Here is a 19607-nt window from a genome sequence, read left to right as displayed (position 1 = left end):
CACGGTAAACCGTTCCAAACACTTCATCCGGGGCGACAAAAAAGGGCTTTCATGTTCGAGAAAATTCTGATCGCCAATCGCGGCGAAATTGCTGTGCGCGTTATCAAGACCTGTCGGCGTATGGGGATCCGGACGGTCGCCGTCTATTCCGAAGCTGATGCGGGTTCGAAAGCGGTGGACATGGCCGATGAGGCTGTTTTCATTGGCCCCTCTGCGCCCGGCGAAAGCTATTTGTTGATCGACAAGATCATCGAGGTCGCCCGTCAGACCGGCGCGGATGCGGTCCATCCCGGTTTCGGCTTTCTGTCCGAGAATCCCAAATTCGCCATTGCGCTGAAAGAGGCCGGGATTGAGTGGATCGGCCCGAATGTGCACGCCATCGAGGCGATGGGCGACAAGATCACGTCCAAGAAATTCGCCGCCGAGGCCGATGTCAGCACCGTGCCCGGGCATATGGGCCTGATCGAGGACGCCGAAGAGGCCGCGCGGATTTCAGCGGAAATCGGCTATCCGGTGATGATCAAGGCGTCAGCGGGCGGTGGTGGCAAGGGTATGCGCATTGCCTATTCCGACAGCGAAGCGCGCGAAGGCTTCCAGTCCGCCCGCAATGAGGCGAAGTCCTCTTTCGGGGATGAGCGGATTTTCATCGAGAAATTCATCGAGCGCCCGCGCCATATCGAGATCCAGGTACTGGGCGATCGTCATGGCAATGTGATCCATCTGGACGAGCGCGAATGTTCGGTACAGCGCCGCAATCAGAAAGTTCTGGAGGAGGCACCATCGCCCTTCCTCGACAAGGCCACGCGCGAAGCCATGGGCGCGCAGGCCATCGCGCTGTCGAAAGCGGTCAATTATGACAGTGCCGGGACGGTGGAGTTCATCGTCGATGAAGACCGGAATTTCTATTTTCTCGAGATGAATACCCGCCTGCAGGTGGAGCACCCGGTTACCGAGATGACCCACGGGATCGACCTGGTCGAGCAGATGATCCGCGTTGCGGCGGGTGAAAAACTCCAGCTGCGCCAGAAGGACGTCAAGATCAATGGCTGGGCCGTTGAAGCGCGGCTCTATGCCGAAGATCCCTATCGCGGCTTCCTGCCGTCCATTGGCCGCCTGAAACGCTATTCCGAACCGGCCGAAGGCGCGCTGGGCGAGGGCACGCTGCGCATCGATTCGGGTGTGCGCGAGGGCGATGAAATCTCGCTCTTCTATGATCCGATGATTGCTAAGGTCGTGGCCCACGGAAAAACCCGCGAGATCGCGATCGATACCTTGCTGGAAGGCCTTGATCGCTATCATGTGGAAGGCCTGCAATCGAATGCGCCCTTCCTGGCCGCTTGCCTCGAGGAAGAGGATTTCCGCGCCGGTGATATCCATACCGGCTATATCGCCCAGAAATTCCCGGACGGTTTTGCCGGGACAGAGCCCTCCGAGCTGCAAACGCGGATGATCGCCGGAACGGCCGCCTTCATCCACACTGTCTATGCGCGCCGCGCCGCCCGGACGTCGGGCCGGATGACACCGCCGCCGCGCATCCATGCCGAGGAGTGGGAAGTGCTGGTCGATGGCGAGCGGATTCTGGTCGAGATCGATCTGCCGGACGAGGCGATTGGCGGCGGCACACCGGCCAAGGTCTGGCTGCCCGAGCTGGGCGGCAAGCCGATCGAGTTTGAAAGCGCGTGGTTGCCGGGCGAGCATGTCTTTGACGGCACGCTTGATGGCGAGCATTTCGCCGTCGAGTTCAAGAATCTGACGGAAGGCCTACGCTTGCGCCACCGCGGGTATTCAACGACCGCTATCGTGGCCACGCACCGCTCGGCGGATCTGCACGCCCTGCTTCCAATCAAGGATGTCGGCGCCTCAGCCAAGCAGATCACCAGCCCGATGCCCGGGCTTGTGGTGAAACTGGAAGCGGAAGTGGGGCAGGATGTGAAGGTGGGCGAACCGCTTCTGGTGGTCGAGGCCATGAAAATGGAAAATGTCATCCGCGCCGAAATGGACGGAATCATCAAGTCCATCGAGGTTGAGGCAGGCCAGTCGGTGTCGGCCGATGAATTGCTGGTCGAATTTGAATAGCGGGACCGCTGAAACAAGCGTCCCGCTAGCAACGCCTTTGATTGGCGGCTAGCTGAATGCCGGGATTTAACAGACTAGACAGGGATAGAGATCATGAATCCACTCGCAATTGTAACACCGACCCAGCGCGCAGCGCCGATGGCGTTTCTGATCGGGCTGATCATTCTGGCCGTGCTGGACGGTGCGAAAACCTGGTATGGATTGTCGTTGATCGGCGCTGACGGCGGCGGAGAGGGTTTCGGAAGAATCTCCTTGGGTCTGTCCGTTTTGATGCTGGTTTTTGTTTCTTTTCTCTTCATCAATCGCCGCCGGGATGCCGGTGAGGGCGTGATGCTGTTTTTGCTGCCGGTCATTCTCGCCGCCGTTATCAGCCTGATCGGAGCCGGCATCATGGTGGCGGTCGCGTCGTTCGGCATGATGGGCGAATACGCCGAATCCGTCGGCCGGGATTTGCAAACGGTCGCGCAGGATCCGGCGTTTCAGGCGGAGTTTCAGGCCTGGATAGAGGAGCGCCCCGAAATGGCGCTCGGTATGGTTCAACCTGCCGCCTGGGCTGGATTTGCGGCCTTTTGGGGCACGACATTCCTGTTCGGGTTATGGTTTATGTCGATGAAGTCCGAGGACGAAGCCGAAAACGCCTGATAAGCGATTGACAAGGCGAGGTCTCCCCTCGCAGGGTAGGGCCTTTAGTAGCCGGCTGGGGAGGCCAATCCTATGGATACCGCCAAATTACAGAATCTTTTACTGACCTTCGAAGGTCGCATCGGGCCCATGTCCCTCATGCAGGGGACAGTCGTGATTTTCGCAGTCAATTTCATCCTCCAAATTCTTTCGATGGTCATTTCTTTCATCGGACTTCTGGCGATAGTGCTCCTGTATCCGATGTTTTGTATTTACGCGAAACGCTTTCACGATGGAGGGAAGCCAGCCGTCTGGACCCTCGCGGTTTTGGGCGGGATGATCGTTGCCAATATTGTTATTGGCGGATTGATCGCGACGATGTTTATCTCTTCTGCCGTAACAACCGGCGGTGTAGGGGGCGCAACTCTCGGCATGGTGATTATGGGAATTATTTCCGCCGCCATCGTTCAATTCGGCGCAGCGTTCATTGTGAATCAGTTCGTCAAGGGTGATCCGGCGCCAAATGCCTATGGAGAGCCGCCGGTTGATGCGACCTCCATGAATCCCTTGAGCTAACCAGAATACGAGGACTTTGGCAGATGAATTTGTCTCACGTATTGTTCAGCCCGAACGGGCGCATCGGGCAACAGGAATACTGGATCGGAATTCTCATTCTGATCGCGTCCAATATCGTTGCCACATTCATTCCTTTTCTCGGCTTCCTGATCAGTCTTTTTCTGATCTATGTCGGCGTCTGTGTTTACGGCAAACGGCTTCATGACGCGGGTAAAACGGCCTGGATACATGGCGGGGTGTGGGCCGTCCAAATCTTGCTCGGTATCGTCGGCTTCGCGCTGGCGGGCGGGGCGATCATGGCGGCCATGGCCAATGGCGGCGGAAGTGACGAGGCGAATGTCGCGGCTATTCTGGGCGCTTCAGGCAGTCTTTTTCTGGTCGGCGGTCTCGGGTTTCTGATCTGGATTATTTACACGATCTGGGTTGGCGTTTCGGCCGGTGATGCCGGAGAGAACCGGTTTGGGCCTCCACCGGCTCGCGCGCCGTCGCCAGCTCCTGCGCCGACCCAGCCGGCTCCTTCTCCGGAGCCTACGGTTCAGCCGCCGGCAAATGAGGAGACGACCAGAAACTAAAATTCAGGCGCGTTAACGCGTCTGACGGGACCAAAGACGGTCTCGAATGATTTCCTGAAAGCCTCGTCGGTTTCGGCGAGGCTTTTTTCTATCCCGAGGTCGGCGAGACTGGTGACGCCATAGCGCGGATCGGCGATGCCGCAGGGCGTGATCCCGTCGAAATGCGAGAGATCGGGCGCGACGTTGAACGCGATGCCGTGGAAGGACACCCAGCGGCGCAAGCGCACGCCGATGGCGGCGATCTTGTCTTCATGGCCTACGCCCTTGTCCGGGCGATGGACCCAGACCCCGACGCGGCCACACCGCCGGTCCGCCTCGACATCAAATTGGGCCAGCGTGCCGATGATCCAGTCTTCCAGCCCCTGAACGAATTTGCGCGCATCGCGACCGCGCCTTGTCAGGTCGAGCATGACATAGCCGACGCGCTGTCCTGGCCCGTGATAGGTATATTCCCCGCCGCGTCCGGTCTCGAAAACGGGGAATTTGTCCGGATCTTTCAGATCCTCGATCTTGGCGCTGGTGCCCCCAGTATAGAGAGGCGGATGTTCCAGCATCCACACCAGTTCGGGCGCGTCACCGGCGGCGATGGCCGCGGCGCGGGCTTCCATGAAGGCGACGGCCTCCGGATAGGGCACATAGCCTGTGGAAACTGCCCATTCTGTGTGATTTTCACTCATTGATCCGGTTTTCCTTAACCCGCCGGAAAGGCGCATGACTCAACATCGCGACGCAGCTTGAATATTTCAAGCGCGAACAGGAGTAACGCCTTGAGTCAGTTGGGGTCCGTCAAAGTCGAAATATCGGTTGTCCTCGGGCAATCGGCGATGCCGATTGCGCAATTTCTGCGCATGGGTCGCGGCGCCGTGATTCCCATGGACTGTGACGAGGACGAACCGGTGTGGATTCTGGCGAATGGCCACCCGATTGCGCGCGGCGAAATCATCATCCAGGGCGACCGGGTGACGGTGCAAATCCTGGGTCCGGCCGATGCAAATGACTTCCAGCCGGTAGCCGCCTGATATTTGCGCATAATGACGCTTCACAATTCGATCGGGGCCTGCTATCCCGCGCGCCTTCTGGGGATGCGGCCGTGGCGGAACTGGTAGACGCGCAGCGTTGAGGTCGCTGTGGGGTAAAACCCGTGGAAGTTCGAGTCTTCTCGGCCGCACCATCCCTGGAGGAGGTTTCAGGAAAAGACTTTCGGATCGACCCTGGCGCGTTGATCAACCAATGCCTGATAGACGGCGGTGGCATAAGTGCACGTCCAGGCAATCGCGCAGGATGCGTAGATGCTGGACAGAATCCCCCGGCCGGCAATTTCCCTCATCAGGCCGAGATCCTGTGGCCTTTGCGCCGTTGTGGCATAAGACAGAGCCCCGTTCGACCCAAAGACCGTCTGCTGCAGCACCATATCGGCTAGCATGAAGACAAGAATTCCCGCCAGAAGCCCCGGCAGCAATAGTCCGCGATAGGTCACGGGGCGCTTTTCCCTGAGCTCGGCATTGGGGTCAGCCTCATTGGCGGCGGGAAGCGACAGAAAAAATGGCGCTATGATCGTCAGCACAATCGAGTACTGCAAAGCCATGGTTGCCCGGCCCAATGTTTCTTGCGGAACCCGCAGAAAAAATTCGTAGGACAGCCCACGCAGCAATTCCAGCGCTCCGAAGAGGGCCAGACCCATCGCTATTCCGCATATCGCGACAATGGCCGCCATGCGCCAGAAGACGTTGAGAAAGCCCATCAGGCGGGATCGGCCGGGCGCAATGGCCAGAGATCGCAACCAGAAAAATGCCAGGACCACCCATAGAGCCGGTGGCAGCCAGAACATGGCATTGAGGGCCCAGTGCTGCCACTCGTCCACCGCAGAATACCCATTCGCGTAAATCTGCTGCCGCAACAGGATATATCCGATCTGAAGCCCCGCCAGAGCCGGAATACCGGCGACCAGTAACCACCACCGTTTGCCCAGCATGGACAGAGTTGTGGAAAGTATGGTCCCGATGCCGATGGGCGAATGGATTTTCAGATTTTGACGTGCGAGAAAACGAAGCGCCAATGCGATTACGCTGATCGGAATGAATAGCGCCATTATCTCGAACCAGATGGGACTCATCCGGAGATAGTGGCGGGATTTGTAGATAAGACAATCCCGGCGGCGTTATGCGTCATCAGGGCTGAATGGAAACATTGTCATGACCACACTCGGCACCCCGCTTTCCGCTTCTGCGACGCGCGTAATGTTTCTGGGCGCGGGTGAATTGGGCAAGGAGGTCGTGATCGAGCTCCAGAGGCTGGGCGTCGAAGTGATCGCCTGTGACCGCTATGCGAACGCGCCGGGCATGCAGGTGGCGCATCGCAGCCATGTCGTCGACATGACGGATGCAGCGGCCATCCGCGCAATCATAGAACAGGAGCAACCTCACCTGATCGTGCCGGAGATCGAGGCTATTGCGACCGATGAGCTGGCCCGGATCGAGGCAGAGGGGTTGGCAACGGTCATCCCGACCGCGCGCGCCACGCGGCTGACCATGGACCGCGAAGGCATTCGCTGCCTCGCCGCAGATGAATTGGGTCTGCAAACCAGCCCGTTCGCTTTTGCCAGTGATGGCGAAACCCTCGCACGCGAAGCCGCCCGCATCGGCTATCCGGTGTTTGTAAAACCGGTCATGTCGTCCTCGGGCAAGGGCCAGTTTCGATGAAGTCGAGGCCAATCGAGGATCGCCGCCAATGCCTGGGATATGCCCAGTCGCCGGCGGGCGGGTCGATACCGCGTGATTGTCGAAGGCGCGGTGGATTTTGACTATGAAATCACCCTGCTGACCGTCCGGTCTATGGAGAACGGGAAGGTCGTCACCGACTTCTGTGCGCCGATCGGCCATCGTCAGGAAAGCGGCGACTATATCGAAAGCTGGCAGCCCCAGAAGATGAGCGATGCGGCGCTCGCAACGTCGCAGGACATGGCGCGCAAGGTCACCGATGCGCTGGGCGGGCGCGGCGTGTTCGGCGTCGAGCTGTTCATCAAGGGCGATGAGGTCTGGTTTTCCGAAGTCAGCCCGCGTCCGCATGACACCGGGCTGGTGACGCTGTCCACGCAGGATCAGAGCGAGTTCGCGCTTCATGCGCGCGCCATCCTCGGCCTGCCGGTCGATGCCAGTCTGCTGCGCCCCGGTGCCAGCTCGGTCATCTATGGCGGTGTCGATGCCGAGGGGGTGACGTTTGCAGGCGTCGATGATGCTCTGAAGGTGCCCGGCAGCCAGCTGCGCCTGTTCGGCAAGCCGGTGTCATACGAAAAACGTCGTATGGGCGTGGCGATTGCCTATGGCGCAGATGTCGAAGAGGCGCGCAATCGCGCGAAGGCGTGTGCGTCCGCCATAAAAGTGTCTGAATTTACCGGCTAATACGGGTGGCTTCCGCCCTGTCAGTGTCTATGCTGTGCGGACCAGTCTGTCGGGGCCGTTATGAGTGAGCTAGCACCAGAAATCGAGGCGGAAGACGAAGCCCAGAACGCGGCCGATACCGATATCGCCGTTGTTGCCCGGCTGGCGGCTGCCATTGGCGACCGCGATGGCGGGGCCATTCGCGATATATTGTCCGAATTGCACCCGGCTGATGCCGCTGACGTTCTCGAACAGTTGTCGGCGGATCAGGTGCGTCATGCGGCCCGGCTGGCGCCGGATGCCTTCACCGGTGAGTTGCTGTCCGAACTGCAATGGGATTTGCGCGACGATGTCACCGGGCTGCTGGAGCCCGGACAGATTGCGGATGCGATCAAGGATCTGGATTCCGATGACGCCGCCCATGTTCTCGAAGAGCTGGACGATGACGTTCGCGAGCGGGTCCTTCTGGAAGTTTCGGACGAAGACCGGACGATGCTCGAATCCCATTTCGAGCACGAGGAAGAGACCGCCGGCCGCCTCATGCAGCGCGACTTCGTCGCGGCGCCGGAATTCTGGTCGGTGGGCGATGCCATCGACCATATGCGTGCGGCCGGTGAAGACCTGCCGGACATATTCTTCGACGTCTATATCGTTGATGCCGCCTTCCATCCGATGGGCGCTGTGCCGGTCAGTCAGATCATGCGGTCGCCGCGTGAAAAGAAGCTGACGGAGCTGATGGACGAGCTGCGGATCCGCATCGCGCCGGATGTCGATCAGGAAGAGGCGGCGTATCTGTTCGAGAAATATCACCTCTTCTCCGCACCTGTGGTCGATGAGGACGGTCGTTTGACCGGCATGCTGACGATCGACGACATGGTCGATGTCATCCAGGAAGAGAACAAGGAAGACATGCTGGCACTGGCGGGCGTTAATGATGCCGGCCTGTCGGACAGCGTGTTCGATTCGGTGCGCTCGCGTGCGCCATGGCTGCTGGTCAATCTGGCCACCGCGATTCTGGCGTCGGGCGTGATCGCCCTGTTCGAGGATGCTCTGGCGACCATCGTGGCGCTGGCTGTTCTCATGCCGATTGTGGCGTCCATGGGCGGCAATGCCGGTACGCAGTCTCTGGCCGTGGCGGTGCGCGCCATTGCCTCGCGTGACCTGACCTCGGCGAATGCCCGCCGTGTGATCATCCGCGAGCTGCTCACCGGTATCGTCAACGGCGTGATCTTCGCCATTGTCATGGGGCTGGTCGCCGCCATCTGGTTCCAGAATGTGCCGCTGGCAGGTGTGATTGCGATGGCGATGGTGATCAATCTGGCCTTTGCCGGTCTCGCCGGAATTGGCGTGCCTCTGGTGCTGCGCCGGTTTGGCGCTGACCCGGCTGTGGCCTCGTCTGTTTTTGTCACAACTGTAACGGATGTGATCGGCTTCTTTGCGTTTCTCGGATTGGCTGCCATCATCCTGCTGTAAATCGGGTTCAATGAGTGTTGCGGGGGAAGGAGCGATATTGAAATGAGTGCTTTGCGTGTTCTGGCTGTGCTTTCCCTGAGCCTTGTGACAGCGGGGTCCGCCCTTGCGGATGGATATTGGCGCCGTGCCCCGGAATTGCCGGATGCGCGTGCCGGTCTGGCCGCGGTTGAAATGAATGGCCGCGTTTATGCTGCCGGCGGCTCCGGCCTGACCGAGCCGAACAGTACGGTTGAAGTCTATGATCCGTCGACGATGCAATGGGTTGATGACACTGCCTTGCCGCGCGGTCTGGAGCGGTTCGGTTTTGCGGCCGTGAATGGCCGCCTCTATGCTGCGGGCGGATATGCGGCATCGGACCGGGCGGTGAATGACACGGGGGCTTTCGGCGAATTTCGCCGGCCCGAGTTCGAACCTCTGCGCCCGAGCGCGGATATGTGGTCGCTGAATCCCCTTGAGGGCATCTGGCAACGCGAGACGAGCATGCCGGGGCCCAAGGCGTCTTTCCAGCTCATCGCGCTGAATGGTCTGCTCTATGCCATCGGTGGCGAGGACGGCACGGATGGCGTGTTTGTCTTTGACCCCGAGGCGCGGAGCTGGGCCATTCTGGCGGCCCCGTCCGAAATCACACGCCGGGGTGCGGCTGCGGTCGCCCTGAATGACCGGATCTATTTTATCGGCGGGGTGGATGAAGGCGTTGTCACCGGGCGCGTGGATATTTTCGATCCGGCGACGGAAAGCTGGACCATCGGCCCGGCTCTGCCCGAACCGCGCGCGGGACATGCTGCGGCCGTTGTCGACGGCGCGATTCACGTTGCCGGTGGCCGAAGCGAAAGCCTTTCCACAACGCTGTCCAGCCATGTCCGGCTGGAGATGGCGACAGGTAGCTGGGTTGAAGAGCCGGCGCTGGAATCGCCACGCACGGACGCGGCCATGGTGTCGATCAATGGTGAATTGATGATCATGGGCGGCGGTGCAGGTGGCGGTTTCTTTGCGCCCTTCACGGCCATTGGCGCGACAGATATCTTCACGCCGGAAAACAATTAATCCGTTCGGCGCTGCATTTGCAGAGCGTTCGCTGAAACATTGGCGGACCGTCTCGGAATGGAACACTCATGAAGCCGCGTTTGAAATCCACGCCTGCTGCGCGTGAACTGATCAAGGCTCACGAGGCCTTTGCTGCAAATGCTCATCAACAGAGCGATGGCAGCTGGGTCATCGGATATGGCCATCACGCGGCCGCCAGGGCCGGCGCGTCGGTAACGCAGGACGAAGCCGAGCTTTTGCTGGTTTATGATGTGCTTCAAGCCGAGCAGGCGATTGACGAATCTCTGGGGGGAGATCTGGGAGAGGCGCAGCGTGACGCACTCGTTTCGTTTGCGCTGGGTGTCGGCCTGCCGGCTTTTCGGCGGAGTGCTGTGGTTCGCCTGATCCGGAAAGAACGCTGGCAGGACGCCGCTGAGGCAATAGCAGCCTGGAATGGCGGCGGCGTGGCGCGGCATGAGGCGGAACGCGAACTTTTCCTGAAGGACATGCCCGCAGATTCCGGCCGGGCTCCGGTCGAACTGGTGATCGAGTTTGATCATCCGTCCGATGAGGATGACGAGGTCAGTCCGCTGGCGGATGCCGAGGCCGAGCCGGTCGTTGAACCGGAAGTCACCAGCCCGGCAGAACCCGAAGCCGAGCCGGTAAACCAATCCGTCGAAGACGCGTCCGCTGAACCCGCAGAGCCTGCGCCGGTCCGGATGATGCCCGGTCGGTCAGAACTGGCAGAGCGCGTGATCTTGCGCATGCGCACGCAATTGTCCGGACCGGTGCGCGAAAGCGGCTATGCCGCGCCGCAAACGGCCGAGGAAATGCCGGCCGAGCCCGAAGAGGCGGTATCTGAGCCTGAACAGGCGGCGGATGTGCCGCCGGGTGTGCTTGGATTTGCCTTTACGCAATCCGTGGCGATTGATGATGAGGATGAAGCGCCTGCCGAAGCCGATGCGGGCGATCTGCCGCCCATTGTTGGCGTGGCCACGGCGTCTACAGATGGCATTGCCGGTGAAGTCTCGGGAGCGGGAGAGGCTTCGGACGAAACCGGCTCGGAAGATGAAGTCGAGGACATGCTGGCCCCGTCCGATATCGATGCAGAATTTGCCGAAGAGGGCCGGGCGAGCCCGGCCATGAATGGCTGGTCCAATGGCGACGCTGCCCCTGCGCCGGGCAAAAATGGCGGTCATCTGGGAGAGATGATCCTGCTGTTCCTCGGTCTGGCCCTGCTGGCCGGTGGTGTCTGGGAGCTGGTCTCGCAACTGGGCTCGGGTGAGCCCCGGCCCAATCTGTTCATAGGCCTTGTTGCGCTTGTGGTCGGCTTCATTTTTGCCGTCGGCGCCGGCATCTGGTTGCTGGGTTCACGGAAAAAATAGCACACCACCTTTGCTTGACCTTCGCGGGGGTTTGATCCAAATCCCCGTCCATGATCCCGAACCAATATCCTTCCATGAAATTCGACCTTGGCGACACGGCCGAAATGATCCGCGACACCGTCCGCAGCTTTGCTTCGGACGAGCTGGCGCCGCGCGCCGCCGAGATCGATGCCACGGACACCTTCCCCGCCGACATGTGGAAGAAGATGGGCGATCTGGGCCTTCTGGGCATCACGGTCGAGGAAGAATGGGGCGGCAGCGGCCTTGGCTATGTCGAGCACTGCATCGCGATGGAGGAAATCTCCCGCGCGTCCGCATCTGTAGGCCTGTCTTACGGGGCTCATTCCAACCTTTGCGTCAATCAGGTGCGCCGTTGGGCCAATGAAACGCAAAAGGCAAAATATCTTCCCAAACTGGTGTCCGGCGAACATGTCGGCGCGCTGGCCATGTCGGAGCCGGGTGCCGGATCGGACGTGGTCGGATGAAGCTGCGCGCCGAGAAGCGCAAGGGCGATCACTACGTCTGAACGGGTCGAACAAGTGTGGATCACCAACGGGCCGGATGCCGACACGCTGGTGGTCTATGCCAAGACCGATCCGGGCGCGAATTCACGCGGCATCACCGCGTTCCTGATCGAAAGGGCGATGGCCGGGTTCTCCACGTCCCGCATTTCGACAAGCTGGGGATGCGCGGCAGCAACACCGCCGAGCTGATCTTTGACGATGCGAAGTGCCGTTCGAGAATGTGTTGGGTCCGAAGAGGGCAAGGGCGTGCCGTGCTGATGTCCGGGCTGGATTATGAGCGCGTCGTGCTGGCGGGGACCGGTCGGCATCATGGCCGCCTGTATGGATGTCGTTCTGCCCTATGTGCACGAGCGCAAGCAGTTCAATCGCGAGATCGGGTCCTTCCAGCTGGTTCAGGGCAAGCTGGCCGACATGTATGTGCGCATGAATGCGTCGCGCGCCTATGTCTATGAAGTCGCCAAGATATGCGACCGGGGCGAGAAAGCGCGCAAGGATGCCGCTGGTGCCATTCTGTTCGCTGCGGAAGCCGCCACCCAGAGCGCGCTGGATGCGATTCAGCTTCTCGGCGGAAATGGCTATATCAACGAATATCCGACGGGCCGCCTGTTGCGCGATGCCAAACTCTACGAGATTGGCGCCGGCACAAGCGAGATCCGCCGCTGGTTGATTGGCCGTGAGCTGTTTGACGAGAGCGCGTAATTCTGAACTGCCCATTGCCCTGATCATTTGATAACCTACTCCCAGAAGGGAGGACGATCATGGCGAAGATCACAGGGCTGGGCGGCGTATTCCATGTGGTGAAAGATCCGGCGGTAACGCGCGCCTGGTACAAGGAATATCTCGGCCTCGAGGGCGAATACGGGCCGATGCTGCGCTGGTCTGAAGAGACGGGCGATGCGCCCTACAGTCTGATCGGTGCCTTCGGGTCAGGCGAATATTTCAAGCCCAGCGACAAGCCTTTCATGGTCAATTTCCGCGTCGATGATCTCGATGCATTTATCGCAGAGCTCAAAGCCAAGGGCCTCGACATTCTCGACTATTCCGATGAGGGATATGGCAAATTTGCCTGGATAATCGATTGCGATGGCGTGAAGCTGGAGCTGTGGCAACAGGTCGAGGCGCCCTGATCTTGCGCCGCCGCTCACCGGGGGAAACTGGCCGATCCTCTTCTGTCTGCTAGACTGAGGGTTTAGTCACGGAGGCAAACCATGAAAGCGATCCTATTGGCCGCTGCATCCACACTGCTGGTGGCGTGTTCTGCCGGCGACGATCCGGGCGGTAATGTCGAGCTCGCGGATGCGGACTCCGCCATGCCCGCCGAACAAGACGAAATGGCGAATGAGGCGATGGATGAAGAGGCCATGGAGGGCCGATCCATAGATGGCCGCTGGGGTATACAGATCGAAGCCTGCAGCGAAGACAATCTCAGCGGCGACGGGCTGATCGTGATTTCCCGCTATGACATCATTATGGGCATGGATGCCTGCACCATTGCAGGCGTGACAGAGACGGATGGCGTTTATCAGCTGAATGGCATGTGCGACGGCATGGATGCCCCTTATGAGCGGACCTTTCATTTTTCGACGCCTCAGGATGGCGTCCTGCGTTGGGATAATCGCCAATTTGACCGGGTTGAAGACTATGTGGCCTGTGATAGCGGAGGCATGAATTGACCGATTATTCCGGGCTGAAAGCGCTGTTTATCGGCTGCACGCTGAAAAAATCACCTGAAACATCCCATACCGAAATCCTGATGGCCAATGCCCAGGCCATCATGGACAAGCAGGGCGTCTCGACGGATCTGATCCGTCTTGTCGATCATGATGTCGCCTTTGGCGTCTATCCCGACATGACGAAGAAGGGCTGGAAGCACGATGACTGGCCGGCACTCTGGGAGCGTGTGAGTGCTGCGGACATCCTCGTCGTCGGCACGCCGATCTGGCTCGGCGAGGAAAGTTCGGTCTGCCGGATGCTGATCGAGCGTCTCTACGCCCAATCCGGCCAGACCAATGACAAAGGCCAGTATGTCTTCTACGGCAAGGCGGGCGGCTGCGTTGTGACCGGAAACGAGGATGGCATCAAGCACGTCTCCATGAGTGTGCTCTATGCGCTCCAACATATCGGCTACACCATCCCGCCACAGGCGGATTGCGGCTGGATCGGAGAGGCCGGGCCGGGGCCGAGCTATGGCGATGAAATGGATGAAGGCGAGGGCCATGTCGGCTTCGACAATGAGTTCACAAAGCGCAACACCACCGTCATGGCCTGGAATCTCATGCACATGGCTTCAATGCTGAAACAGGCTGGCGGCCTGCCGGCGACCGGTAATTCGCGCAAGGCCTGGGACGATGGCGCGCGCTTCGATCACCCCAATCCGGAATATCGCTAGCCCTAGAGCCCAAAGGCGTCGAGTTCGTCGCGGCTGAGTTCCGACATCGCGAATTCAGCGGCACGCCGTCCGGAATCGACGGTGTCCTCAAACAGCTTCCATTGCCGCAAATCGGTTTCGGTCTCCGGCAGCACCAGGAGGTCGACGGCCTCGCGGAATGCCTGATGTTGGCCGACCATCACGCCGGCTGTCGCCGAACGCATCAGAAGCGAAGCGATCGGGGGCAATTCATTCAATCCGTGCTGGCGCACCCATCCAAAAAAGCCCGGCGGATTCCGGAAGTCGGAGGGGTTCACCCCCTTGGCCCGGGTCACATCGCTGCCGGCACTGACGCCGCGATGGAAGGCTTTCATCTGTTCGGATGGAAAGTTTGTGAAAACCGCCCCGTCGACCAGCACATTCTCGCCATCGATGACCGGCGGAAGGATGCCGGGAATGGCAATGGAGGCACGCAAGGCATCCCGCAAGCGCCCGCGGCGGTGAATGAAGGGCCGGCCGTTGGACAGGTTGGACGACACACAGAAGAAGGGCCGGGACATGTCGGAGATCTCGACATCGCCGAAATGTTCTTCCAGCCGCTCGTCGACCCGACGCCCGCGCGACAGGGAGATCACCGGCAATTGCCAGTCGCCCAGCGGGTTGGACGCAACGAATGCCGCGCTCACGCGTTCGACCAGTTCCTCCTGACTCCATTCGAGGGCCACGCCTGCGGCAATAATGGCGCCCATGGATGCGCCGCCAATAAAATCAAATTCCATCCCGGCTTTGCGGAAGGCATCAATCGCGCCGATGTGCGCATAAGCCCGCGCGCCGCCGCCCGACAGGACCAGACCGACGGATTTTCCGGCCAGCGTCCGGGCAAGCCGGGCGAGGTCATCATTGCGTTCCTGCCGCCAGTGAAACACCCGGGCCGCTTCTGCGGCATCTGCCCATTCCTGCGGACGGGATGCCGGGCTTTTACCGCCATCATGCACCAGCACAACATCCAGCAGTTTCAATCGCGCGGCAGGAGAGGGGTCGTCGGGCAAGAGCGGCGTTGAGGGTCGGGCATCGCCCCTCGCGAGCAGCCAGACCCGGTCCGCACGCCCCATGGCGCGCCGGGCCCAATTGCTATCGCCCAGCTTCGCCGCCAGAAGCACAACGTGGTGATCGCGCTCGAACGCATCCAGTTTCGGGCCCTGCCAGTCTGCGGCCTCATCCCCGACAATGGCGCAGGTGACGCCGATGCGGGCGAGGGCAGTCTGGAGCTCCTTCGCCCGGTAATCGAGGTCGATGGTCGGCGAGCACGACACCAGTGCGAAGACCCTGGGTTCGGACCCATCCCGTTGCGGGCCGGATCTGAGCCGTCGCAACATCATTTTGGACAATTCCCGCATCAGTGACGGGTGCTTGTCCGCCAGGCGTTCAAATGACGCCGTTGGCAGGCGAACTATTTCGCTGTCCCGCATGGCATAAACGCTGGCCGAATGCGGGCGCTCTTCGAGCATGGACATTTCGCCGACCGGTTCGCCGGCGCGAATATAACCCAGCAGATTCGGACGCCCCATGGCGCCGTCACGGAAGGCTGCCAGAGCGCCGGACCTCAACAGGTAGAAGGCGTCCGAGGGCTCGCCCTCCGCGAAAAGCATGTGCCCGGCCGGCAGGCAGAACCATTCGACCTCGTGCTCAACCGCTTTTAGCGTGGCTTTGCCCACGTCGTCAAAAAAACCGAGAAAGGACAGATTCAGATCCATCGCTCCTTATTGCGCGGAGCCTGCCTGTCGCACAAGATGAATTCGCTTTTGCTGGCAGGTCAATCGAGATAGTCCCAGCTATCGGCACCGTCGAACAGGCGCACCGGAATCGAATCAGGGATTGCGGCGTCAGCTGTTGCGAAATTCAGCTTCAGCTGGCGGGGCCTGATGTGGTCCAGACTCTCCCAATGAGTGGTACAGCCGCAGACGCCACAGGAGATGAACGCCAGAGTCTTGTCGCCGTGAACATAGCGGGTCACATTTCCGGTGCCGTATTCGATATCGGTATGTTCGTGATCTGTGCGACCCCACATGGCCGCGCTTTTCCGGCAAAAACTGCACGTACATTTCGTCAGCCATTCGGGAAGGCTCGCTGTTTTCCACTGGATATTCCCGCAATGGCAACTGCCCTGACAACTCATGATCGCCCCATGCGTTTGACAGGCGTCAGCGGCGTGAAATTCCCTTCGCGCTTTTCGCCCCGGGCCGTCATCGCTTCGCGAATATCGTCGGTGCTCCACATGGCCGCCTGCAGCGTCATGGCATGTTGCAGGCTGTCGGCGACGGAATGATCGCGCGCATAGAGGAAGGACCGCTTTGTGCCGGAAATGGTGAGCGGGGCTTTTGATGCGATACTTGAAGCGATCCGGTCCACGTGGTTGCGAAGCGATTCCGCATCCTCCAGCACCGCATTGTAAAGGCCGAGTTTTTCGGCGCGCTCGGGCGTCAGATTCTCGCCGGTATAGGCCAGTTCCCGGGCCACACCTTCCGGGATCAGCTTGGGCAGGCGCTGCAATGTGCCGACATCGGCAAACATGCCGATATTGGTTTCCTCGATCCGGAGCCAGGCGTCCCTTGTGCCAAAACGCAGATCACAGGCGCAGATCATGTCAACGCCGCCGCCGACGCAAGGGCCCTGCATACTGGCGATCACCGGGAAGCGTGCGGTCTCGAAAGCGGTAAAACTGTCCTGCAAGGCCAACGCTGCCGTCATGAAGGCTTCGCGATGCGAAGAGGTGCCGGTCGCTAGCGCGTTGGGGTTGGTGAAGACCGAAATATCCATGCCGGCGGTAAAGACCGGGCCTTCAGCCTCCAGAATCAGGACGCGGGTTTGTCCCTCATCGGACAGTTTCCCTACGGCATCGGGCAGTTCTGCCCAGAATTCCGGTGTCATGGAGTTGCGCTTGTCCGGCCGGTTCAGGGTGATTCTTGCGATCGGCCCGTCCTGTGTGACGGCAAAGCTGGAATAGGTCATGAAAAAGGCTCCCGATGTTTCACCGGGAGCCTTTCGCCAAGCGGCGTGAAGCGCAAGGGGCTTATTCCGTCGGCAGATAATTCAGAGCATCGACCCATTCAAATTCGGCGGCATCCTGGAAGAACTGATCCAGCAGAAATTTGTGGCCGGAGCCGTAGATGACTAGGATCCGGTCGCCGGGCTCGGAGAGCTGGGCGATTTGCGCAAAGGTATGGAGGTTGCGGCCCCACCAGCCCGCCATTTCGTTGGCACCCGCCGGGTTTTCGACGGATCCCATCTGGGCCAGCGTCAGATAGACATTATGTGCCGCTAGGAATTCAGCTGTGTTATAGACCCGCAAGCGTTCGCCGATTGAAATGCCGGCCTGATTCAGGCTTTCATCGAGCGTCTGTATTTCCCCCATCAACTGCGGAAGGCGATCTGAGAGATGAGTTTGGCCGTTTTCCGCAGCAGCTCCCATCATGGCGTCAAAATCCATGCCAATGGAATAGTCAGCGGCATAGAGCCGTTCATGCCCGAGGCGGGCTGCCAGTCGCATGCCGATCTGCTGGCGCTCATTCACGGTGAGTTCGTGGTTTCCACCAAGATAGGCTTGATAGCTTTCGTTGAAATGGTCTTCGCCGTCCGGTGTGAGTTCCACGACAATCTTGGTCGGATTGAACTCTGCCAGTTGTACGACAAGGGCGTCAATTTCTGCCTGTCTTTGAGGCGAGAAATAGTCGTCCACCGCGGAATTGACGTAGTCCGAGCCCCCGCCCGTGAAGTGGAACATGCCTAGCACCATGACTTGCGGGCGCTCATCCTGTGCGAGTGCGGCAAAGGGGAGGGCCGCGGCCATCAGTGCGGTGATGAAAAGGCGTTTCATTGGTCTTCTCCGTGTTGCGTCAGGGCGTGTGATGCATCTGCATCCCTGATCGGATGCAGGCCCGGCATTGCGCCCGGGCCCGCGCCCGGCTTAATTGGCGTCAATCAATGCGGGGCGTCTTCATGAGCCGACTGACATCTTCAGCCGATCCGAATTCAGAAGCCTTCAGGGCCAATCGCGAAGCCATGCTCGGCCTTGTCGCGGAATTACGCGGGAAAACCGCCGAGGCCGCGGAAGGCGGTTCGGAGCGCGCTCGCGCAAAGCATTTGTCGCGTGGCAAACTGCTTCCGCGTGACCGTGTGGAAAGGTTGCTCGATCCGGGCTCGCCGTTTCTGGAAGTTGGTGCTCTGGCGGCTAACGGCATGTATGAGGGCAATGTGCACGGGGCCGGGATAATTGCCGGTATCGGCCGCGTGTCGGGCCGCGAGGTGATGATTGTCTGCAATGATCCGACCATCAAGGGCGGTGCCTATTATCCGATGACGGTGAAGAAGCATTTGCGGGCGCAGGAAATCGCGATGCAGAACCGCCTGCCGTGCGTCTATCTGGTCGATAGTGGCGGTGCGAATCTGCCGCACCAGTCAGAAGTCTTTCCCGATCGCGAGCATTTTGGCCGGATTTTCTACAATCAGGCGCAGATGTCGGCGGCGGGTATTCCGCAGATCGCTTCGGTGATGGGTTCGTGTACGGCGGGCGGCGCCTATGTACCGGCCATGTCGGACGAGACCATCATTGTTCGCAAGCAGGGCACGATTTTTCTCGGCGGCCCGCCGCTGGTGAAGGCAGCGACGGGCGAGGTGATCTCGGCAGAGGATCTCGGCGGTGCGGATGTGCATGCGCGTCAGTCCGGCGTGGCCGATCATTACGCCATGGATGACGAGCATGCGCTGTTCCTGGCGCGGCGGATCGTTGGCACGCTGAATACGACCAAGACCTCGGCGCAGGATGTGTCCGAGCCTGTCGAGCCGGCCTATGATCCGGACGAGTTGAACGGCGTCGTGCCGACCGACCTTCGAACGCCCTATGATGCGCGCGAAGTGATCGCCCGTATCGTCGATGGCTCGGAATTTGACGAGTTCAAGAAACTTTATGGCGAGACGCTGGTCTGCGGTTTTGCGCGCCTGCACGGCATGCCCGTCGGCATCATTGCCAATAACGGCATATTGTTTTCCGAAAGCGCCCAGAAAGGCGCGCATTTCATCGAGTTGTGCGCGCAGCGGAAAATTCCACTGATTTTCCTGCAGAATATCACCGGCTTCATGGTCGGGTCCAAATACGAGGCCGGCGGCATCGCCAAGGACGGGGCCAAGCTGGTGACAGCGGTGTCCTGTTTTGCCGGACCAAAGGTCACGATCATTATTGGCGGGTCCTACGGGGCCGGGAATTACGGCATGTGTGGACGGGCTTACAGCCCACGCTTCCTCTTCATGTGGCCCAATGCGCGCATCTCGGTGATGGGCGGAGAGCAGGCGGCCAGCGTTCTGGCCACCGTCAAGCGCGACGGGATGGAGGCGAGGGGGGAAGACTGGTCGGCCGAGGAGGAGGACAGCTTCAAACAACCGATCCGCCACCTCTATGAAAAAGAGGGCTCGCCCTATTTCTCGACGGCGCGGCTGTGGGATGACGGCATCATCGCGCCGGCGGATACGCGCCGGGTTCTGGCGCTATCGCTTTCCGCCGCGTTGAATGCGCCCTTCCCGGATACCAGGTTCGGCGTCTTCAGGATGTAGTCATCCAA

The 19607-nt window shown here is 60.1% G+C and carries 21 protein-coding genes, 1 tRNA gene and 1 pseudogene; 17 read left to right on the top strand and 6 right to left on the bottom strand.

Annotated elements, in window-relative coordinates:
* Positions 1 to 51 precede the first annotated feature (51 nt).
* The 4 genes from HXX25_RS06070 to HXX25_RS06055 all read left to right on the top strand — a co-directional run bounded on the left by HXX25_RS06070 (position 52) and on the right by HXX25_RS06055 (position 3845).
* Complete coding sequence (locus HXX25_RS06070; protein ID WP_187167594.1) at positions 52 to 2076, top strand: acetyl/propionyl/methylcrotonyl-CoA carboxylase subunit alpha; 2025 nt, start codon at positions 52 to 54, stop codon at positions 2074 to 2076.
* A 93-nt stretch (positions 2077 to 2169) separates the two neighbouring features.
* Positions 2170 to 2718, top strand: a complete 549-nt coding sequence (locus tag HXX25_RS06065; protein WP_187167593.1) for a hypothetical protein — start codon at positions 2170 to 2172, stop codon at positions 2716 to 2718.
* Positions 2719 to 2790: 72 nt separating this feature from the next.
* Positions 2791 to 3273 (top strand): DUF805 domain-containing protein, encoded by a 483-nt coding sequence (locus HXX25_RS06060; protein ID WP_187167592.1) that lies wholly within the window; start codon positions 2791 to 2793, stop codon positions 3271 to 3273.
* A gap of 23 nt (positions 3274 to 3296) precedes the next feature.
* Positions 3297 to 3845 carry a DUF805 domain-containing protein gene (locus HXX25_RS06055; RefSeq protein WP_187167591.1) on the top strand — a complete coding sequence of 183 codons (549 nt, stop codon included), beginning with the start codon at positions 3297 to 3299 and terminating at the stop codon, positions 3843 to 3845.
* Here the strand turns inward: HXX25_RS06055 and lipB are convergent.
* Positions 3842 to 4522 carry a lipoyl(octanoyl) transferase LipB gene (lipB, locus tag HXX25_RS06050; protein WP_187167590.1) on the bottom strand — a complete coding sequence of 227 codons (681 nt, stop codon included), beginning with the start codon at positions 4520 to 4522 and terminating at the stop codon, positions 3842 to 3844. The two genes, HXX25_RS06055 and lipB, sit on opposite strands and share 4 nt — an antisense overlap.
* A 90-nt stretch (positions 4523 to 4612) precedes the next feature.
* Here lipB and HXX25_RS06045 point away from each other — a divergent pair, with 90 nt between their 5' ends.
* Both HXX25_RS06045 and HXX25_RS06040 read left to right on the top strand, forming a co-directional pair.
* Positions 4613 to 4864: a FliM/FliN family flagellar motor switch protein gene (locus HXX25_RS06045; RefSeq protein ID WP_187167589.1), complete on the top strand. Its 252-nt coding sequence runs from the start codon at positions 4613 to 4615 to the stop codon at positions 4862 to 4864.
* A gap of 65 nt (positions 4865 to 4929) precedes the next feature.
* A tRNA-Leu gene (locus tag HXX25_RS06040) sits at positions 4930 to 5016 on the top strand.
* A gap of 15 nt (positions 5017 to 5031) precedes the next feature.
* Here HXX25_RS06040 and HXX25_RS06035 read toward each other — a convergent pair.
* Positions 5032 to 5934, bottom strand: a complete 903-nt coding sequence (locus HXX25_RS06035; RefSeq protein WP_233346921.1) for a hypothetical protein — start codon at positions 5932 to 5934, stop codon at positions 5032 to 5034.
* Between the two features lie 103 nt (positions 5935 to 6037).
* Between HXX25_RS06035 and purT the strand changes: the two are divergent.
* From purT to HXX25_RS05995, 10 genes and pseudogenes are all read left to right on the top strand, one after another.
* Positions 6038 to 7243, top strand: a pseudogene (gene purT, locus HXX25_RS14260) (formate-dependent phosphoribosylglycinamide formyltransferase).
* A 60-nt stretch (positions 7244 to 7303) separates the two neighbouring features.
* Complete coding sequence (gene mgtE / locus HXX25_RS06025) at positions 7304 to 8695, top strand: magnesium transporter (protein WP_187167587.1); 1392 nt, start codon at positions 7304 to 7306, stop codon at positions 8693 to 8695.
* A 42-nt stretch (positions 8696 to 8737) separates the two neighbouring features.
* Positions 8738 to 9739, top strand: a complete 1002-nt coding sequence (locus tag HXX25_RS06020; RefSeq protein ID WP_187167586.1) for a kelch repeat-containing protein — start codon at positions 8738 to 8740, stop codon at positions 9737 to 9739.
* 68 nt (positions 9740 to 9807) lie between these two features.
* Entirely contained in the window at positions 9808 to 11103 is a 1296-nt protein-coding gene (locus HXX25_RS06015; RefSeq protein ID WP_187167585.1) for a lysozyme, read from the top strand.
* 74 nt (positions 11104 to 11177) lie between these two features.
* The gene (locus tag HXX25_RS14145) at positions 11178 to 11588 is read left to right on the top strand and encodes an acyl-CoA dehydrogenase family protein (RefSeq protein WP_304607844.1); all 411 of its coding nucleotides are present in this window, start codon (positions 11178 to 11180) and stop codon (positions 11586 to 11588) included.
* 54 nt (positions 11589 to 11642) lie between these two features.
* Complete coding sequence (locus tag HXX25_RS14140) at positions 11643 to 11816, top strand: acyl-CoA dehydrogenase family protein (protein ID WP_304607843.1); 174 nt, start codon at positions 11643 to 11645, stop codon at positions 11814 to 11816.
* A gap of 84 nt (positions 11817 to 11900) precedes the next feature.
* Positions 11901 to 12326, top strand: a complete 426-nt coding sequence (locus HXX25_RS14135) for an acyl-CoA dehydrogenase family protein (RefSeq protein ID WP_304607842.1) — start codon at positions 11901 to 11903, stop codon at positions 12324 to 12326.
* Between the two features lie 59 nt (positions 12327 to 12385).
* On the top strand, positions 12386 to 12754 hold the full coding sequence (locus HXX25_RS06005; RefSeq protein ID WP_187167584.1) for a VOC family protein: 369 nt from the start codon (positions 12386 to 12388) through the stop codon (positions 12752 to 12754).
* Between the two features lie 81 nt (positions 12755 to 12835).
* The gene (locus HXX25_RS06000; protein ID WP_187167583.1) at positions 12836 to 13300 is read left to right on the top strand and encodes a hypothetical protein; all 465 of its coding nucleotides are present in this window, start codon (positions 12836 to 12838) and stop codon (positions 13298 to 13300) included.
* Positions 13297 to 14016, top strand: a complete 720-nt coding sequence (locus HXX25_RS05995) for a flavodoxin family protein (RefSeq protein WP_187167582.1) — start codon at positions 13297 to 13299, stop codon at positions 14014 to 14016. The genes HXX25_RS06000 and HXX25_RS05995 overlap by 4 nt, the downstream gene beginning before the upstream one ends.
* A 2-nt stretch (positions 14017 to 14018) precedes the next feature.
* Here HXX25_RS05995 and HXX25_RS05990 read toward each other — a convergent pair whose 3' ends face one another.
* From HXX25_RS05990 to HXX25_RS05975, 4 genes are all read right to left on the bottom strand, one after another.
* Positions 14019 to 15749 (bottom strand): patatin-like phospholipase family protein, encoded by a 1731-nt coding sequence (locus tag HXX25_RS05990; protein ID WP_187167581.1) that lies wholly within the window; start codon positions 15747 to 15749, stop codon positions 14019 to 14021.
* Between the two features lie 59 nt (positions 15750 to 15808).
* Positions 15809 to 16063, bottom strand: coding sequence for a hypothetical protein (locus HXX25_RS05985; protein WP_187167580.1), 255 nt, complete (start codon positions 16061 to 16063; stop codon positions 15809 to 15811).
* A 104-nt stretch (positions 16064 to 16167) separates the two neighbouring features.
* The gene (locus tag HXX25_RS05980) at positions 16168 to 17004 is read right to left on the bottom strand and encodes an enoyl-CoA hydratase-related protein (RefSeq protein WP_187167579.1); all 837 of its coding nucleotides are present in this window, start codon (positions 17002 to 17004) and stop codon (positions 16168 to 16170) included.
* Positions 17005 to 17065: 61 nt separating this feature from the next.
* Entirely contained in the window at positions 17066 to 17869 is an 804-nt protein-coding gene (locus HXX25_RS05975) for a DUF5694 domain-containing protein (protein ID WP_187167578.1), read from the bottom strand.
* 122 nt (positions 17870 to 17991) lie between these two features.
* Here HXX25_RS05975 and HXX25_RS05970 point away from each other — a divergent pair, with 122 nt between their 5' ends.
* On the top strand, positions 17992 to 19599 hold the full coding sequence (locus tag HXX25_RS05970) for a carboxyl transferase domain-containing protein (RefSeq protein WP_187167577.1): 1608 nt from the start codon (positions 17992 to 17994) through the stop codon (positions 19597 to 19599).
* The last annotated feature ends 8 nt before the right edge of the window (positions 19600 to 19607 follow it).

Origin of the sequence: Hyphobacterium sp. CCMP332 (assembly GCF_014323565.1) — a bacterium.
GTDB lineage: Bacteria > Pseudomonadota > Alphaproteobacteria > Caulobacterales > Maricaulaceae > Hyphobacterium.
This window is presented reverse-complemented; position numbering and strand designations above follow the sequence as displayed.

Excerpts from the sequence above, each read along its gene's own strand:
- HXX25_RS06070 (WP_187167594.1), top strand. The coding sequence starts at position 52 with ATGTTCGAGAAAATTCTGATCGCCAATCGCGGCGAAATTGCTGTGCGC.
- HXX25_RS06065 (WP_187167593.1), top strand. The coding sequence starts at position 2,170 with ATGAATCCACTCGCAATTGTAACACCGACCCAGCGCGCAGCGCCGATG.
- HXX25_RS06060 (WP_187167592.1), top strand. The coding sequence starts at position 2,791 with ATGGATACCGCCAAATTACAGAATCTTTTACTGACCTTCGAAGGTCGC.
- HXX25_RS06055 (WP_187167591.1), top strand. The coding sequence starts at position 3,297 with ATGAATTTGTCTCACGTATTGTTCAGCCCGAACGGGCGCATCGGGCAA.
- lipB (WP_187167590.1), bottom strand. The coding sequence starts at position 4,522 with ATGAGTGAAAATCACACAGAATGGGCAGTTTCCACAGGCTATGTGCCC.
- HXX25_RS06035 (WP_233346921.1), bottom strand. The coding sequence starts at position 5,934 with ATGGCGCTATTCATTCCGATCAGCGTAATCGCATTGGCGCTTCGTTTT.
- mgtE (WP_187167587.1), top strand. The coding sequence starts at position 7,304 with ATGAGTGAGCTAGCACCAGAAATCGAGGCGGAAGACGAAGCCCAGAAC.
- HXX25_RS06020 (WP_187167586.1), top strand. The coding sequence starts at position 8,738 with ATGAGTGCTTTGCGTGTTCTGGCTGTGCTTTCCCTGAGCCTTGTGACA.
- HXX25_RS06015 (WP_187167585.1), top strand. The coding sequence starts at position 9,808 with ATGAAGCCGCGTTTGAAATCCACGCCTGCTGCGCGTGAACTGATCAAG.
- HXX25_RS14145 (WP_304607844.1), top strand. The coding sequence starts at position 11,178 with ATGAAATTCGACCTTGGCGACACGGCCGAAATGATCCGCGACACCGTC.
- HXX25_RS14135 (WP_304607842.1), top strand. The coding sequence starts at position 11,901 with ATGAGCGCGTCGTGCTGGCGGGGACCGGTCGGCATCATGGCCGCCTGT.
- HXX25_RS06005 (WP_187167584.1), top strand. The coding sequence starts at position 12,386 with ATGGCGAAGATCACAGGGCTGGGCGGCGTATTCCATGTGGTGAAAGAT.
- HXX25_RS06000 (WP_187167583.1), top strand. The coding sequence starts at position 12,836 with ATGAAAGCGATCCTATTGGCCGCTGCATCCACACTGCTGGTGGCGTGT.
- HXX25_RS05990 (WP_187167581.1), bottom strand. The coding sequence starts at position 15,749 with ATGGATCTGAATCTGTCCTTTCTCGGTTTTTTTGACGACGTGGGCAAA.
- HXX25_RS05985 (WP_187167580.1), bottom strand. The coding sequence starts at position 16,063 with ATGTGGGGTCGCACAGATCACGAACATACCGATATCGAATACGGCACC.
- HXX25_RS05980 (WP_187167579.1), bottom strand. The coding sequence starts at position 17,004 with ATGACCTATTCCAGCTTTGCCGTCACACAGGACGGGCCGATCGCAAGA.
- HXX25_RS05975 (WP_187167578.1), bottom strand. The coding sequence starts at position 17,869 with ATGAAACGCCTTTTCATCACCGCACTGATGGCCGCGGCCCTCCCCTTT.
- HXX25_RS05970 (WP_187167577.1), top strand. The coding sequence starts at position 17,992 with ATGAGCCGACTGACATCTTCAGCCGATCCGAATTCAGAAGCCTTCAGG.